14 protein-coding genes are annotated in these 15,638 nt (G+C 70.7%); 10 read left to right on the top strand and 4 right to left on the bottom strand.

Annotated features, from left to right (window positions below; translation table 11 throughout):
* The coding region (locus Q7W29_09185) for a hypothetical protein (protein ID MDO9171991.1) at window positions 1–236 on the bottom strand (236 nt) is incomplete at its 3' end.
* Window positions 237–611: 375 nt separating this feature from the next.
* Between Q7W29_09185 and Q7W29_09180 the strand changes: the two genes are divergently transcribed.
* The 9 genes from Q7W29_09180 to Q7W29_09140 all read left to right on the top strand — a co-directional run bounded on the left by Q7W29_09180 (window position 612) and on the right by Q7W29_09140 (window position 11,224).
* Window positions 612–1,820, top strand: coding sequence for a radical SAM protein (locus Q7W29_09180; protein MDO9171990.1), 1,209 nt, complete (start codon window positions 612–614; stop codon window positions 1,818–1,820).
* Between the two features lie 111 nt (window positions 1,821–1,931).
* A complete protein-coding gene (locus Q7W29_09175) occupies window positions 1,932–2,753 on the top strand; it encodes an enoyl-CoA hydratase-related protein (protein MDO9171989.1) in 822 nt (273 codons plus the stop codon).
* The gene (locus Q7W29_09170) at window positions 2,750–4,300 is read left to right on the top strand and encodes a biotin carboxylase N-terminal domain-containing protein (GenBank protein ID MDO9171988.1); all 1,551 of its coding nucleotides are present in this window, start codon (window positions 2,750–2,752) and stop codon (window positions 4,298–4,300) included. The genes Q7W29_09175 and Q7W29_09170 overlap by 4 nt, the downstream gene beginning before the upstream one ends.
* Before the next feature lie 2 nt (window positions 4,301–4,302).
* Entirely contained in the window at window positions 4,303–4,818 is a 516-nt protein-coding gene (locus Q7W29_09165; protein MDO9171987.1) for a biotin/lipoyl-containing protein, read from the top strand.
* Between the two features lie 7 nt (window positions 4,819–4,825).
* Entirely contained in the window at window positions 4,826–5,680 is an 855-nt protein-coding gene (locus tag Q7W29_09160) for a patatin-like phospholipase family protein (GenBank protein MDO9171986.1), read from the top strand.
* A gap of 1 nt (window position 5,681) precedes the next feature.
* Complete coding sequence (locus Q7W29_09155) at window positions 5,682–6,614, top strand: DMT family transporter (GenBank protein MDO9171985.1); 933 nt, start codon at window positions 5,682–5,684, stop codon at window positions 6,612–6,614.
* Window positions 6,611–7,027 (top strand): arsenate reductase ArsC, encoded by a 417-nt coding sequence (locus tag Q7W29_09150; GenBank protein ID MDO9171984.1) that lies wholly within the window; start codon window positions 6,611–6,613, stop codon window positions 7,025–7,027. The genes Q7W29_09155 and Q7W29_09150 overlap by 4 nt, the downstream gene beginning before the upstream one ends.
* 549 nt (window positions 7,028–7,576) lie before the next feature.
* A complete protein-coding gene (locus Q7W29_09145; protein ID MDO9171983.1) occupies window positions 7,577–10,441 on the top strand; it encodes a vitamin B12-dependent ribonucleotide reductase in 2,865 nt (954 codons plus the stop codon).
* A 282-nt stretch (window positions 10,442–10,723) separates the two neighbouring features.
* A complete protein-coding gene (locus Q7W29_09140; GenBank protein ID MDO9171982.1) occupies window positions 10,724–11,224 on the top strand; it encodes a hypothetical protein in 501 nt (166 codons plus the stop codon).
* 373 nt (window positions 11,225–11,597) lie between these two features.
* Here Q7W29_09140 and Q7W29_09135 read toward each other — a convergent pair whose 3' ends face one another.
* A complete protein-coding gene (locus tag Q7W29_09135; protein MDO9171981.1) occupies window positions 11,598–13,526 on the bottom strand; it encodes a peptide MFS transporter in 1,929 nt (642 codons plus the stop codon).
* Between the two features lie 167 nt (window positions 13,527–13,693).
* Between Q7W29_09135 and Q7W29_09130 the strand changes: the two genes are divergently transcribed.
* Window positions 13,694–14,506 (top strand): hypothetical protein, encoded by an 813-nt coding sequence (locus tag Q7W29_09130; GenBank protein MDO9171980.1) that lies wholly within the window; start codon window positions 13,694–13,696, stop codon window positions 14,504–14,506.
* Between the two features lie 6 nt (window positions 14,507–14,512).
* Here the strand turns inward: Q7W29_09130 and arsM are convergent, their stop codons facing one another.
* Together arsM and Q7W29_09120 are read right to left on the bottom strand one after the other, a co-directional pair.
* Window positions 14,513–15,349, bottom strand: coding sequence for an arsenite methyltransferase (gene arsM / locus Q7W29_09125; GenBank protein ID MDO9171979.1), 837 nt, complete (start codon window positions 15,347–15,349; stop codon window positions 14,513–14,515).
* Window positions 15,346–15,638: metalloregulator ArsR/SmtB family transcription factor (locus tag Q7W29_09120; GenBank protein MDO9171978.1), on the bottom strand; the 293-nt coding region annotated here is incomplete at its 5' end. The genes arsM and Q7W29_09120, both read right to left, overlap by 4 nt.

The following is a 15,638-nucleotide window of genomic DNA, read 5'->3' as shown; positions in this document are numbered from 1 at the left end:
GACGTGGGGCAGCTGATCTCCCACTGCGTGCCGAGCGCGGCGCCGTCCCAGGACTGGGCGTGCAGGACGTGGGGGAAGCCGGAATTGATGCCGGACCGCCAGGTCGCGGCGCGGCCGGTCGACAGCTGCCCGCCGAGGTCGGTGGAGTTGTAGAGACCCGCGATGGGATCGGCCAGTGCGATCACGGGCACGGAAACCAGCAGGAGAAGAAGCAGGACCGATAACGTAGCCTTCATGGTGCACCTCTCGGGGCGTTGTGGGGTCTTTGGGCGGCTTGTCACCGGGACATCATAACCCAACTCGCCCTCAAATAGGATAGTTATTGTATGAATATGTGTATTCAATCATGAACGGATCGGCGGTTGCCCTGCCTCCGGCATCGCCAGACTCGGGGCGCGGGAATTGCGAAGCCCCGAACAGGCGCCGGGAGGGTCGCATCCCGCCTGGGCCGGAAAATCACAACTCGTTGTAATAGTTATTATTACAATGATGGCCCGATCGGCGGTCGCGCCAGCGGAGCCCGCAGTGGTCCACGATCGCCAGACCCCTGGTCGGGTCTGGATCGCTCCCGGGTCTCGGTCGGATCCCTAGACAGGACGGACGGTGCCGGTATGGCTGTGCGAGACGCTCATGGCTGGCGCGAGGGCGCCTACCTGGACGCCAACCCCGACGTGAAGGCCGCGGTCGCGCAGGGAATCGTCCACGACGGCTACCACCACTACCTCCTGATGGGACGCTTCGAGGGTCGGCGCGGCGGCGGCTTCGACCGCGAACCGGCCGCGACCACGAAACTCTGCTTCGACCCGTGGGAGAACGCCGAATTCAACCTGGACGGCTCCCTGAAGCCCTGCTGCATCTTCCTGCACGGCGTCGGGACGGCCGACGGCCTCGGCATGGACGCCGGGCGCGAAGCCCCGCTTTTCCGGGACCTGCGGCACCGGTTGCTGACCGGCGACCTCGGCCCGGAGTGCGCGCGGTGCCACATCAGGCCGACCGTGCCGGCCCAGAAGTTCGTCGAGGCGCTCTATCCGCGGTTGCCCGGGAGCAAAAACCTGCTCGACAGCGGCAAGCTCGACCGCGTCCGGGTCGACGTGACCCAGAAGTGCAACCTGCGGTGCGTCTACTGCGCCCTGAGCGTCGAGGGCGCGCCGGCCGGAACGCACATGGAAGCGTCGGTCCTCGAACGGGTCGGACGCTTCATCCTTGAACACCCCGGGATCAGCGACGCCGCCATCAACGGACACGGCGAGACGACCCACCACCCGCACTGGCGGGAGTTCTGCGAAGGGTTGCTCGACGGCGGCGCGCCCCTGTCCATCATCACCAACCTGGGACGCGTGTACGACGAGGCCGAGATCGCGACGTTGTCCCGGTTCCGGGTCATCCAGGTGAGCATCGACATGGCCGACGAGGAACTGCTGCGCCGGATCCGGCGCAAAGTGGAGCTCGGCCGCATCCTGACCAACATGGCGCTGATCCGGGCCCGCGCCCTGCGGGACGGCCGACGCCTGCCCGTCTTCTCCTTCAGTTGCGGCCTCTACGACAAGAGCATCGTCCGGCTGGAGGAATTCGCGGCCCTGGCGGTCGCGATGTCGGTCCACATCGTCACCTTCTGGGACCTCATGAAGTACCCCGACCTGCCCGGCGCTGAGAACGTCCGGCCCCTCGCCGCGCTGGACGGGGAGGAACTGCGCCACGGCCTGGCCTGCTTCGACCGCGCCCTGGCGATCCTGACGAAATACCGCGTCGAGGTGCAGGTGGCGGGTGGATTCGTGGACAGGCTGCGCGAGCGGACGGGCTGCGCGGCGGGCACGGCCTGATTTGCCCGCTGGATCGGTCGCTGCCCGTGGCCTATCATGGGTTGCCGCGGCGGCGGGCGCGCCCGACACCCGGTCGTGCCGCCGTCGACTCGAACTCCCCGAGGTTGCGACGTGTCCAAGATCCTGATCGAGCGCCAGGGACCGGTGCTCGCGGTGACCCTGAACCGGCCGGAGGCGCGCAACGCCTTCGATCACGACATGGTGATCGCCCTGCGCGACGTCTTCGCCGACGCCGGGACCGCGGACGACCGCCCACGCGCCGTGCTGCTGCGGGCCGCGGGCACGACCTTCTGCGCCGGGGGCGACCTGAACGACATGCGGCGGCTGGGCCGCGCCGGGCGCGACGAGAACCTCGCCGCGGCCCGCGAGCTGGGGGAGATGTTCCGCGCGGTGCGCCTGTGCCCGGTGCCGGTGGTCGCGCGCGTCCAGGGCGGCGCCTTCGGCGGCGGCGTGGGGCTCGCCTGCGCCTGCGACATCGTGATCGCCGGACCGTCGGCCTTCTTCGCGCTGACCGAAGCCCGGCTCGGCCTGGTCGCCGGGGTCATCTCGCCCCTGGTCATCGGCCGCCTGGGGCCGGCCCGCGCGCGCCTGCACTGCCTGCTGGGCGAGCGCATCGACGCCCGCGAGGCCCACCGCATCGGCCTGGTGGACGTGTTGGCCGACGGCGACGGGCTCGACGCGGCCGTGGCCGGCGCGGTGAGATCGCTGCTGCAGGGCGGCCCCGAGGCCCTGGGCCGGATCAAGGAACTCGTCGAGGGCGCGGCCGCGCTGCCCTTCGCCGACAGCCTGGAGTACACGGCGCGGATGATCGCCGAGGCCCGCACCACGCCGCAGGCGCTGGCGGCCCTCGACGCCTTCTTCGCGAAGGAGCCGTCGCCGTGGGCGCGCGACCTCGCGGACTGGAACTGCGATCGCCAGGACCGGCAGTCGTGAGCGCCCCGTTCGAGAGGATCCTGATCGCCAACCGCGGCGAGATCGCGTGCCGGGTCATCCGCACCTGCCGCGAGATGGGCATCGCGACGGTCGCCGTCGCGAGCGAGGCCGATCTCTCGGCGCCACACGCGCGGCTGGCGGACCGGACGGTGCCGCTCGGTCCGCCGCCGCCGGACGCTTCCTACCTGCGCCAGGACCTGATCATCGCGGCGGCCCTGTCGACCGGCGCCGAAGCGGTCCACCCGGGCTACGGGTTCCTGGCCGAGAACGCCGCCTTCGCCCGCGCCTGCGCCGAGGCGGGGCTGGTGTTCATCGGTCCCCCGCCGGAGGTCATCGCCTCGATGGGCGAAAAGACGGCGGCGCGGCGGCTCATGGCCGCGGCCGGCGTGCCCATCGTGCCTGGCGCGTCGCTGCCGCCGCCCGGTCCCGGCGGCGCCCTGGACCCGGCCGCGGTGCGCGCGGCGGCGGACGCGGTGGGCTACCCGCTGCTGGTCAAGGCCGCGTTCGGCGGCGGCGGCAAGGGCATGCGTCTGGTCGAGGCCGGCCAGGATCCCGTGGCGGCCGCCGAGGCCGCCGTGCGCGAAGCGACCGGCGCTTTCGGCGACGGCACCGTCTACCTGGAGCGCTGCCTGGCGCGGCCGCGCCACGTCGAGTTCCAGATCTTCGCCGATCGCCACGGCCGGGTCGTGCACCTGGGCGAGCGCGAGTGCTCGATCCAGCGCCGCCACCAGAAGATCGTCGAAGAGACGCCCTCGACGGCCCTGGACGAGGGGCTGCGCCGGCGCATGGGGGAGGCCGCGGTGGCGGCCGCCCGCGCCGCCGGCTACGTCGGCGCCGGCACCGTGGAATTCCTGCTGACGCCCGGCAGCGAGTTCTACTTCCTGGAGATGAACACGCGACTGCAGGTCGAGCACCCGGTGACCGACTGGGTGACGGGGCTGGACCTGGTGCGGGCGCAGATCCCGGTGGCCGCGGGCGAGCCGCTGCCCTGGTCCGACGCCGACCTGGCACCGCGCGGGCACTCGCTGGAGTGCCGCCTCTACGCCGAGGATCCCGCGCACGGCTTCCTGCCGTCGCTGGGCCGGCTGCTGCGCTACCGCGAACCGGGAGGGCCGGGCGTGCGCGTGGACGCGGGCGTGGCCGAGGGCGACGAGATCACGCTGCACTACGACCCGATGATCGCGAAGCTCTCGGTCCACGCCGAGGACCGCGGCGCGGCGATCGCGCGCCTGCGGGCGGCCCTGCGCGACTACGTCGTGCTCGGGATCGCGACCAACGCGGCCTACCTCGACGCGGTGCTGGCCCACCCGGCGTTCGCCGCCGGGGAGACGCACACCGGGTTCCTGCAGGAGCACTTCGCCGGCGCCCAGCCCGACGCGGACGCCGACGCCGGAAACGAGTCGGCCGAAACGGCCGCCCTGGTCGCCGCCGCGCTGCAGGCGGCCGTCGCCGGCGCGGCGACCGGACGGGACGCCGTGGGCGGTGCGCCGCGCGCCGCGGCGGCCGGGCCCGCGGTCGGCCGCTTCCGGCTGAAGGGGTTGGGTTGACCATGCACCTGGAATTCCGCGCCTCGCGGGGGCGCCGCGAGGTCACGGTCCGCGAGCGCGACGGCGCCTGGCTCGTCGCGGTGGACGGTCGCGAGCTGGACGTGTCGGCCGTGCACGTCCGCGACGGCGTGGTCGGCTTCGCGCTGGACGGCGTGACGCACCGCGCGCACGTCGCGGTCCGCGGCGCCGAGCATCACGTGGCCGTCGACGGCCGGACCTTCGTGCTGGCCCTGGCCGACGAGGACCGCGGCGACCTCGACGAGGATGCCGTCGATGCGGGCCCGCACCTGCGGGCGCAGCTGCCGGGCAAAGTCGTGAAGCTGCTCGTGGCCGAGGGCGAGGTCGTGGCGGCGGGGCGACCGCTGGTCATCCTCGAGGCGATGAAGATGGAGACCGAAGTGACGGCGCCCTGCGCCGGGCGCGTGGCGCGGATCCACGTCGAGGCCGGCCGCATCCTGGCGATGGGCGATCCCCTGCTCGACCTCGACCCCGACCAGGGCGACGCAGCCGGGAAGTGAGGCGACGGTGGAACGCTTTCCCGAGGATCTGCGCATCGGCGTCGTGCTGGGCGGCGGCGGCGCCCGCGGCGTGGCCGCCATCGGCATCCTGGAGGTGCTGGTCGGGGCGGGCCTGAAGCCCGCCGCGGTGGCCGGCACCTCGATGGGCGCGCTGATCGGCGCCTTCTGGGCGGCGGGCTTCACCGTGGAGAAGATGAAGGCCCTGGCCACGGGCACGCGGTGGCGCGAGGTCGTGGATTTCGCGGGGGCCGGCGGCATCCTGCGGGGCCAGCGCTTCCAACGCTGGCTGACGGACCACCTGCCGGCCCGTTTCGAGGACCTGAATTTCCCTTTGGTCTGCACGGCCACCGACATCGACACCGGAGAGCTGGTCCGGATCGACAGCGGCGACCTCGTGTCGGCGGTGCGGGCCACGTGCGCCTTCCCGGGCGCCTTCGTCCCGGTGGAGCGCGAAGGGCGGTACCTGGTGGACGGCGGCCTGAAGAGCACCGTACCGGTGGGCTGCCTGCCGGCCGGCGCGGCGGACTACGTGGTGGCCTGCGACTTCCAGCCGCCGTTGAACCGGCCCGTGGTGCCCAGCCAGACGAGCAACACCCTCGACTGGAGCCTGTTCTGGGAGGCGCTCACCTTCCGCCGCCGCTACCTGGCCGCGGACATCCTGCTCAAGGCGGTCGACATCCTGCAGACCGAGGTCTGCCGCCGGCAACTGGCCGACCAGCCGCCCGACCTGCTGATCGCGCCGCCGATGCCCGACGTGAACAGCGAGGATTTCCGGCTCCTCCACGAGATCATCGACCAGGGCGCCGCGGCGGCCCGGCTCGCCTTGCGCGCCGCCCCGGCCCCCGCGCCGCGGAGCGCCTGACATGATCTTCAAGCGATCGCCGTCGCGCGTGGCGGACCTGATGCTCCTGGCGGTGACCGTCTGCTGGGGCGTGTCGTTCGCCGCGATCAAGACCGCGACGCAGCACGCCTCGCCCGCGCTGTTCGTCGCCGTGCGGTTCTCGACGGCGACGCTGCTGCTGCTGGCCATCTGGCCCTGGCTGATGCGCGCCGAACCGGCGGCGGTGCGGCGACGCGGCTACCGGATCCTGGGCGACCCGTCGACCCTGCGCTGGGGTCTGCTGATGGGCACCCTCATCGCCGCCGGCTACACGAGCCAGACCATCGGGCTGACCACCACCAGCGCCGACAACAGCGCCTTCCTGACTGCACTGAGCGTCGTGCTGGTGCCCGTGCTGGTGTTCCTGGTCCACGGCGAGAAGCCCGGCCTGCCGGTCCTGGCCGGCCTGGGGCTCGCGCTGCTGGGCCTGGCGTTGCTCACCCGCCCGGACCTGGGCCACGCCCGGACCGGGGATCTCTGGACGTTGGGCACCGCCGTGGCCTACGCGATCTACTTGGAACGGCTGAGCGCGGCGCTGAAGCGCGTGCCCTACCTGCCGCTGCTGTTCTGGACCGTGGCCGTCTGCGCCGCCTGGAACGTGCTGTTGGCCTTGACGGTCGAGACCCGGGTCTGGCACTGGCATCCCCACCTGGCGGCGGCCCTGGCGGTCACGACCCTGCTGTCGACGCTGCTGGCCCTCTACCTGCAGAACCGCTACCAGGGCCTCACGACGGCCACCCGCGCGGCGCTGATCTTCTCGGCGGAGCCCGTCTTCGCCGCGGCGTTCTCCTGGTTCCTGCTGGGAGAACGCCTGACCGGCTGGAGCCTGCTGGGCGCCGCGTTCATCCTCGGCGCCGTGATGCTGATCGAACTGAAGGACGCCGCCGCGCCCGCAACCACGGAGATCCGCCCGTGAAGGTCCTGTTCATGTGCACCGCCAATTCCTGCCGCAGCCAGATGGCCGAAGCCTGGGCCCGCCGGCTCTTCCCCGGCGACTGGTCGGTTTCCAGCGCCGGGCTGGTCACCTTCCCCATCACCGATCGCACCAGGGCGGCGATGGCCGAGGTGGGGCTCGACATGGAGGGGCAGCGCAGCAAGCCCCTGGACGGCCTCGATCTGGACGATTTCGACCTCGTGGTCACCCTCAGCCGCGAGTCGGGCCAGTTCCTGCCCCGCCTGGCGCATCCCGAGCGGCACTGGCGCCGGCCGGTCGTCGACCCGATGGGGTTGCGGGGCGGCGATGCCGAACTGCGGGCGGCCTTCGCCGAAGCCCGCGACCGGATCCGGGACGTCGTCCTGGAGGCGCGCGCGTCGTTGGGCGGCTCCTGATCGCGCGGCGACCGCCCGGGTTTTCGCTCCCGAACGACTCCGATCACAACCCCCGTCCGAACTTGTGGTTGCGCCATTCGGCAACTCGCTGTCAAAACGGCCCAGCCTTCCCGCAGGGCCGACCGCGGGCCCGCCTTCATCTTTTTTTCACACGGCGCCGAGGTGCGGTGACGGTCCGCCCGACGGTCGGATCGGCGTGAATCCGGCCCTGCCGGCCCCGCCGGAAATGGGGTACGCCAAGCTCGGATTTGGCCCCGGGCCGGCTGGGGAAAAATCCCGTTTGTTGGGCCATGGGTGGTGGCATAAGCTTCGGCCTCCCCCAAGATGTTGGGGGTCCGCCACACGGATGTCCAAGCGCGGAACTGAGCCCGGTTAAGGCACTTCCAAGACATCCCGGCATCTAGAACAAGTCCAGACCACGTCAGGATCAGCAGGCTGCTCGGTCGCGGCGCCCACGCGCCGGCCCCGTGCCGGAGCCGCCCGTCCCGGACCGGACATAGAACCAGGATCGACCTCGCCACCCGCAATCGTGCCAAGAGAGGTTCTCCCATGACGGATCGCACGGAGAAGAAACTGGAGGCGGCCGCCGGCGCCGATCGCGGGATGGAATCCCGGATCGTCGGACGCGCGGCGCCCGAACTGGATCTGGAGGACTTGACCTCCGCGCCCGAGGATCTGGTCGCCGCGGTGCGCCCGGTCGTCGAGCGCCGGGGCCTCGCCTTCGCGCGGCGCCACACCCGGCCCGGGGTCGATCCCCTGGACGAGGTCAAGTGGGAACTGCGGACCGCCTCGCTGCAGGACGCGGGCGGCAAGACGATCTTCGAGCAGAAGGACGTCGAGGTGCCGCGCAACTGGTCGATGATGGCCACCAACGTCGTGGTTCAGAAGTACTTCCGCGGCGGGGTGGGCACGCCGCAGCGCGAGACCTCGGTGCGCCAGCTGGTGTCGCGCGTGGCCGACACCATCGCCGGCTGGGGCCGCGACCAGGGTTGCTTCGCCTCGGCCGAGGACGCCGAGACTTTCCGCGCGGAGCTGAGCTGGCTGCTGGTGCACCAGCACGCCGCCTTCAACTCGCCGGTCTGGTTCAACGTCGGGGTGGAGGAGACGCCGCAGTGCTCGGCGTGCTTCATCAACTCGGTGCACGACTCGATGGAGTCGATCCTCGACCTGGCCAAGACCGAGGGCCTGCTCTTCAAGTACGGCAGCGGGACCGGCACCAACCTCTCGCCCCTGCGCTCCAGCAAGGAGAAGCTCAGCACCGGCGGCGAGGCCTCGGGCCCGGTGTCGTTCATGAAGGGCTACGACGCCTTCGCGGGCGTGATCAAGTCCGGCGGCAAGACCCGCCGCGCCGCGAAGATGGTCATGCTCAACGCCGACCACCCCGACATCGTGGACTTCATCAACTGCAAGGTGGAGGAGGAGCGCAAGGCCTGGGCCCTGATCGACGCCGGCTACGACGGCTCGTTCAACGGCGTGGCCTACGGCTCGGTCTTCTTTCAGAACTCCAACAACTCCGTCCGCGCCAGCGACGAGTTCATGCAGGCGATCGTCGACGACCGGACCTGGACCACGACGGCCGTCAAGGACGGCCGGCCCATGCAGACCTACCGCGCCCGCGAGCTGATGCGCATGATCGCCGAGGGCACCCACGTCTGCGGCGACCCGGGCCTGCAGTTCGACACCACGATCAACGACTGGCACACCTGTCCGGCCACCGACCGCATCCACGGTTCGAATCCGTGCTCGGAGTACATGTTCCTGAACGACTCCGCGTGCAACCTGGCGTCGCTGAACCTGATGAAGTTCCGCCGCCAGGACGGCGAGTTCGACATCGAGGGCTTCCGCCACGCCGTGGACACGCTGCTGACCGCCATGGAGATCCTCGTCGACGGCAGCAGCTACCCCCGCGCGAGCATCGCCGAGAACTCCCGCCGCTTCCGCCCCCTCGGGCTGGGCTTCGCCAACCTCGGCGCGCTGCTGATGTCGCGCAGCCTGCCCTACGACAGCGACGAGGGCCGCGACTACGCCGCCGTGCTGACCTCGCTGATGTGCGGTCAGGCCTACCTCACGTCGGCCCGCATGGCCGAGCGCTTCGGCGCCTTCGAGGGCTACGGCGCCAACCGCGAACCGATGCTGCGCGTGATCCAGAAGCACCGCTCCCACATCAACGGCATCAACGCCCACCGCGTGCCCGAGGACCTGCTGGCCGCCGTGCGGGAGGTCTGGAGCGAGGCCTACACCGTCGGCTACGACTACGGCTACCGCAACGCCCAGGTCACGGTCCTGGCGCCGACCGGCACCATCGGCTTCATGCTGGACTGCGACACCACCGGCGTCGAACCGGACATCGCCCTGATCAAGTACAAGAAGCTCGTGGGCGGCGGCGTCCTGAAGATCGTCAACAACACCGTGCCCGAGGCGCTCGAGCGCCTCGGCTACAGCGACGACGAGCGCCGCGCGATCCTGGCCCATCTCGAGGAGCAGGAGACGATCGAGGGGGCGCCCGGCCTCAAGGAGGAGCACCTGCCCGTCTTCGACTGCGCCTTCCGGCCCACCCAGGGCAAGCGCTCGATCCACTACAAGGGCCACATCCGGATGATGGCCGCCGTGCAGCCCTTCCTGTCCGGCGCGATCAGCAAGACGGTCAACATGCCGCAGTCCGCGACGGTCGAGGAGATCGCCGAGGCCTACCTCGAGGCCTGGAAGCTGGGCCTCAAGGCCGTGGCCATCTACCGCGACGGCTCGAAGCGGACCCAGCCCCTGAACACCGGCGACAAGAAGCCGGAGAGCCCGGTCGCGGCGGCCCGGGTCCCCACGCCCGAGGAGACCCGCCAGGCGCCGCCCGCGCCGCACCGCATCCGCCTGCCGGACGAGCGGACGGCCGTCACCCACAAGTTCAGCATCGGCGGCCACGAAGGGTACATCACGGTGGGGCTCTACCCCAACGGGCAGCCCGGCGAGATGTTCATCGCGATGGCCAAGGAGGGCTCGGTCGTCTCCGGGCTCATGGATTCCTTCGCGACCGCCTGCTCCATCATGCTGCAGTACGGCGTGCCGCTGGACGTGCTGATCACCAAGTTCAGCCATTCGCGCTTCGAACCGAGCGGCTTCACCACCAACCCCGAGATCCCGATGGCCAAGTCCATCATGGACTACCTGTTCCGTTGGATGGAGCTGAAGTTCGGCAAGAGCCGGCGCCCGGCGACCGAGACCCCAGAGTACGACACGGGCCTCGGACCGGACCCCGCGTACGCCGTCGAGCCCACGAACCGCATCACCATGGACGAGGGGCAAAGCACCGTCTTCCAGAAGGAGATGGACGCGCCGCCCTGCCCGGAGTGCGGGATGATCATGGTGCGCAACGGGGCTTGCTACAAGTGCCTCAATTGTGCGGCCACGAGCGGCTGCTCCTAAGAAGGGGCCGTCCACACGACCCGTCGGGGAACGCGCGCCGGACACCTCCTGTGTCCGGCGCGCTCGACTGCCGGGTCCCTCCGCCATCCTGGCTGCGGGACCCGGCAGACGCCCCCGACGGGTCGTGTGGACGGCCCTGGAATGGGGAGGGGCGGGGCGTTGGGCGGAAATTGATGCTGTCGCAGTGGGGGCGTGCTATCGTGACGATTCGGGAACACGTCGTTGCTCGGCGGGGTTTTCCGGCTTGATGCTCAAGCTGTTCGTTCGACACGGAGGTCGTCCATGCGTCCCGGCCCGCGGATCCTGCTGCTCGTCCTGCTGGCGCTCGTCGCCATCTCCGCCCTGCCGACCGCCGCGTCCGCGCAGACGCTCGACTGGAACCGGCTCGACGACCCGATGTACGAGGCGCTCGGGTTGAACCTCGGCCTCGGCAGCGGGGTCGGGCTCGCCTACAAGTTCCCGGTGCGTTGGTGGCTGTACGCCCAGGCCAGCGGCGGCATCTGGAACAACCAGAACGACAAGCGCCACAACCTGGGCCTGGAGCTGCAGTACATCCTGCGCCAGAGCGGGCGCGACAAGCTCTACTGCGGCCTCGGCGCCGCCCACTTCTACCACCAGGAGTCCGGCCGCACCAGTGACCACTTCAACGTGGGCTTCGGCGTCGGGCTGGAGCGGCTCTTCGGCGAGCGCACGGCGGTGCAGGCCGAGGCGACGTTCATCGACCGCGGGAACAAGGACACGCTGATGCTCTTCCCCCAGGTCGGCGTCTACTACTACTTCTGAGCCGGCCCGCACGAGAAAAAGACCGGAGCCTGGGCGGCTCCGGTCTTCGTTGATACGGGAGGTGTCGAGCTGCTGTGTTGTCCTGTCCATCACCCGCGGGGAGTGGGGGGCGGCCATAGGGCCTGCGGGGGTTGGAGGGAGATACAGGTCCAGCGACCGCCCCTTGATCCTCACCCCTCCTAACGCACGGTCCGTGCCAAACCTGCAACCATCATTCACCTTGTGGGACAATAAGTTAGGTCACTTCGCCACCCCGGAGACTCGCGAGATTTCGCGAGCGAGCGCCTCGTTGCGAAATTTCGTGACTTCGTTCCATCAATAAAAAGGGGTCCCCGTCGTCCGGGGACCCCTGCTGCGTTGGATGTCGCTGCGATCAGGCGCCGTACTTCTTGATGGCGGCGTCGAGCTTCGGCAGCATCACGAAGATGAAGCCGGCCACGCCGAGGATCGCGACGGCGAGGATGACGAACATCTGGGTGCTCGGCTCGAGCCCGCTGATGAAGCCCGACAGCTTGTTGCCGATCGAGGTCGACAGGAACCAGCCGCCCATCATCAGGCCGACCAGGCGCTTGGGCGACAGCTTGGTGACCAGCGACAGGCCCATCGGCGACAGGCACAGCTCGCCGCACGTGATCACCAGGTAGTAGATCACCATCCAGATCATGCCGGTCTTGGCCGCCCCGTCGTGGCCCAGGCTGGCGCCCAGGGCGATGATCAGCAGCGAGGCGGTGGTGATGAGCATGCCGATGAAGATCTTGCGGGCCGTGGTGACCGCGCGCCCGCGCGTCGCCAGGCGGGTGAAGAAGGCCACGATCACCGGGGTCATCAGCACCACGAACAGGGGGTTGAGCAGGCCGGTCAGCATCTCGGCGTTGATCAGGCGCACGTACTTGCCCGGCGGCAGGGTCGGGGTGCCGGCGTCGGCGCGTTTGTAGACGGCCTCGCGGGTGGCGGGGGAGACCAGCAGCACCGGCACGTCGCGGCCGTCGATGGCCCGGGCCACGACCACCTCGTCCAGGACCGCCGCGCCCTCGGCGGCCTTGGCGGTGGTGGTCGGCACGCCGTGGGCGTCGGTGCCGGTGGAGATCTTCACGTCGGAGGCGGCGACGACCTTGCAGGCGAGGAAGCGCTGGTCGACGGGAACGGACTCGGCCTGCAGCACGCGCAGGCCGGCGTCGGCGCCCAGGGTGAGCACGAGACGGTCGCTGAGGATGCGGGCGCCGAACATGGCCTCGTCCTCGGCGGTCACCGTCAGGAGCGTGCGCTCGTCGGGGCGCGGCAGCTCCGCGCCGGCGTTGCTGAAGTAGGAGGGCATGGCCTTCTGGGCGTAGAACTCGGTGGCCGTGGGGATCCACTCGGCGCGGCGGTCGGTGTTGCGCTCGGCGAACACGGTCATCAGGCCGCCGCTGAGGTGCAGGATCATGAAGAAGGCGCCGCCGGCGACGTAGACCGGGATCAGGGCCGTCAGGCCCGGCTTCTCGGCGGGGGAGGCGCGGCGGACGATGAGCGCGAAGTAGGTGATCACCGGCAGCATGCCCACGATGAAGCCGCAGGTGATGGCGCCGACGGTGTTCTGGATGAACGGGATCCGGCCGCCGATGAAGTAGCCGATGACGCCGAACGCGCCGGCCGGCAGCAGGATCGTCAGGATCACCTGCTTGAAGGAGATGTCGTCGGCGCTGCGCTCGGTCTGGCGGTCGGCCTTGGCGAGCTGGCGCCAGTTGAACGACAGGATCACGACGCCGATCAGCAGGCCCACGCCGGCGGCGGTGAAGGCCAGGTTGAACGACCACAGGTTGCGCAGCGGGGCCGACAGCAGCGCCGACAGCGAGGCGCCGATGTTGATGCCCATGTAGAAGATGTTGAAGCCGGAATCGCGGCGCGGGTCGTCCGGCGTGTAGAGGTTGCCGACCATGGCCGAGATGTTGGGCTTGAACAGGCCGTTGCCCAGGCAGAGCAGCGTCAGCCCGGCGTAGAACGTCGGCAGGCTGCGCACGCCGAGGCAGAAGTAGCCGGCCGCCATCAGCAGGCCGCCGATGAAGACGGAGCGGCGGAAGCCCAGGAAGCGGTCGGCGATCATGCCGCCGATGAAGGGCGTGAAGTAGACGAAGGCCATGTAGGTGCCGTAGATCTCGGCGGCCAGCTTCGTCGAGAAGCCCAGGCCGCCGCGCTCGGAGTCGGTGATGTACAGCAGCAGGATGCCGAGCATCAGGTAGAAGCCGAGGCGCTCCCACATCTCCGTGAAGAACAGGGGTCTCAGGCCAGCGGGCTGGCCCTTCGCGGTTGCCGTGTTCGCAGCCATCGGTTCCTCCACGGATTGCGGCCGGATGCGGGCCGGGGCGCGGCGCCCCGGCGGTCGGGTGCATCTGCGGAATCTAGGCGATTCGGCGGAAGCGGTCAATCGGGGGATGATTCCCGGCGGCGGACGCGCTATTTTCCAGCGACACCTGCAGTCGGGAGGAGCGGACCTTGAGCACCCGGACCCTGTGGATCCTCGCCGTTGTCGTGACCCTGGCCTCGGCCCTCTACCAGAGGTTGACCGGCCCTTCCTACCCGGTGCGCGTGCGCGCCGAGCTGGCCGGCGAACCCGTCCGCGCGCGGCTGGCGCGGACCCACAGCGTCTCGGGGGACCTGCCCGTGCGCGTCCGCGCCGATGACCCGCAGGTCGCCGGCGAGGTCCGCTGGCGCCGCTTCCCGACGGACGAGCCCTGGCGCGCGCTGCCCCTGGCGCGCGACGGCGAGGGGAGGCTGGCCGCGCAGTTGCCGACGCAGCCCTCGGCCGGCAAGCTGGAGTACCGGGTGCGGCTGACGCGGGGCGACGAGGCCCTGGACCTGCCGGCCGACCGGGCCGTGGTCGCGCGGTTCAAGGGCGACGTGCCGCCCTGGGTGCTGGCGCCCCACATCCTCTTGATGTTCCTCGGGATGCTCTGGTCCAACCGCGCGGGCCTGGAGGCCGCGTTCGGCGGCGCGGGGCGGTCGCGCCTGGCGCGACGGACGCTGGGGCTGCTGGCCGTCGGCGGCCTGCTCCTGGGGCCCCTGGTCCAGAAGTACGCCTTCGGGGCGTACTGGACCGGGTGGCCGTTCGGCGAGGACCTCACCGACAACAAGCTGGCGGCGGCGGTGCTGGCCTGGGCCGCGGCGGCCCTGGTGCGCGGCGACGGCCGCGCCGCGCGCCTGGTGACGTTGCTGGCGGCGCTGGTGGTCTTCGCCGTCTACATGATCCCGCACAGCATGAACGGCTCGACGCTGGACTACGCCAGCATGAAGACGGTCACCGGCTGACCGCGTTCAAGGCCGCAAGCGCAGCGTCAGGCTGGTGACCCCGCCCAGCAGCTCGGCGATCCGGGCCGGGGGGAGGCCCGTGTCCCGGGCGACGTCGCGCGCCAGGGGCGAATCCGCCGCGACGGTCGCGCCGTAGCTGCTCTCCTTGAGGATCTCCAGCGAACCGAAGCCCGCCTCGCGCGCCGTGCGCAGGTAGTCCCCGCGCAGCGACGCGTTGCCCACGCAGCCGATGGTCGCGTCGATGCGGTCGGCGACCTCCGCCGGCAGCTCCGCCTCCAGCACCAGGTCCGAGACGACCATGCGCCCGCCGGGCCGCAGCACGCGCCGCGCCTCGCGGAAGGCCCGGTCCTTCTGCGGGGACAGGTTGATGACGCAGTTCGAGAGGATCACGTCGACGCTCGCATCCTCCAGCGGCAGCGCCTCGATCAGCCCCTCGCGGAACTCGACGTTGGCGTGGCCGCCCTGCTCGGCGTTGCGCCGCGCGCGGGCGAGCATGGCCGGGGTCATGTCCACGCCGATCACGCGGCCGCCGGGGCCGACCTTCGACGCGGCCAGGAACGCGTCCATGCCCGCGCCCGAGCCCAGGTCCAGGACCGTCTCCCCCGGCTGCAGGTGGGCCAGCGCGACCGGGTTGCCGCAGCCCAGGCCCAGATCGGCGTCGGCGGGGATCGCGGCGAGGTCGACGTCGCGGTAGCCCACCACGCGGCTGATGTCCGCCGGCGCCCCGCAGCCGCAGCCGGAGCTGCAGCAGCCGGCGTCCCCTCCCTCGGCGATGCGCGCGTATCCCTCGGCCACGGCCCGGCGCAGGGCGTCGGGATCGGTCGGTCTGCGGTTCTCGTTCATCGTCCAGCCTCCAGTTCGGTGATTCCCGTGGGACAGCAGGATTCCAGGGCGTCGGCCAGGTTGCGCAGCATGTGCACCAGGTCCCCGCACGCCAGCCGGTAGCGCACTTCCTTGCCGCTGCGTTCCGCCGTGACCACACCCACATCCTTCAGCACCTTCAGGTGCCGCGAGACGACCGACAGGTCGATCGGCAGCTCGGCGGCCAGCTCGCCCACCGTCCGCGGACCGGGCGTCCCCGCCAGCAGCATCAGCAGCGCCGCCCGGCTGGGTTCGCCCAGCGCCCGGAACG

The organism is bacterium (assembly GCA_030654305.1).
Taxonomy (GTDB): Bacteria; Krumholzibacteriota; Krumholzibacteriia; order LZORAL124-64-63; family LZORAL124-64-63; genus PNOJ01.
This window is presented reverse-complemented; position numbering and strand designations above follow the sequence as displayed.

Bases quoted from the DNA above. Each gene is read 5' to 3' on its own strand.
- Q7W29_09180 (MDO9171990.1), top strand. From the start codon at position 612: ATGGCTGTGCGAGACGCTCATGGCTGGCGCGAGGGCGCCTACCTGGAC.
- Q7W29_09165 (MDO9171987.1), top strand. From the start codon at position 4,303: ATGCACCTGGAATTCCGCGCCTCGCGGGGGCGCCGCGAGGTCACGGTC.
- Q7W29_09155 (MDO9171985.1), top strand. From the start codon at position 5,682: ATGATCTTCAAGCGATCGCCGTCGCGCGTGGCGGACCTGATGCTCCTG.
- Q7W29_09145 (MDO9171983.1), top strand. From the start codon at position 7,577: ATGACGGATCGCACGGAGAAGAAACTGGAGGCGGCCGCCGGCGCCGAT.
- Q7W29_09140 (MDO9171982.1), top strand. From the start codon at position 10,724: ATGCGTCCCGGCCCGCGGATCCTGCTGCTCGTCCTGCTGGCGCTCGTC.
- Q7W29_09135 (MDO9171981.1), bottom strand. From the start codon at position 13,526: ATGGCTGCGAACACGGCAACCGCGAAGGGCCAGCCCGCTGGCCTGAGA.
- arsM (MDO9171979.1), bottom strand. From the start codon at position 15,349: ATGAACGAGAACCGCAGACCGACCGATCCCGACGCCCTGCGCCGGGCC.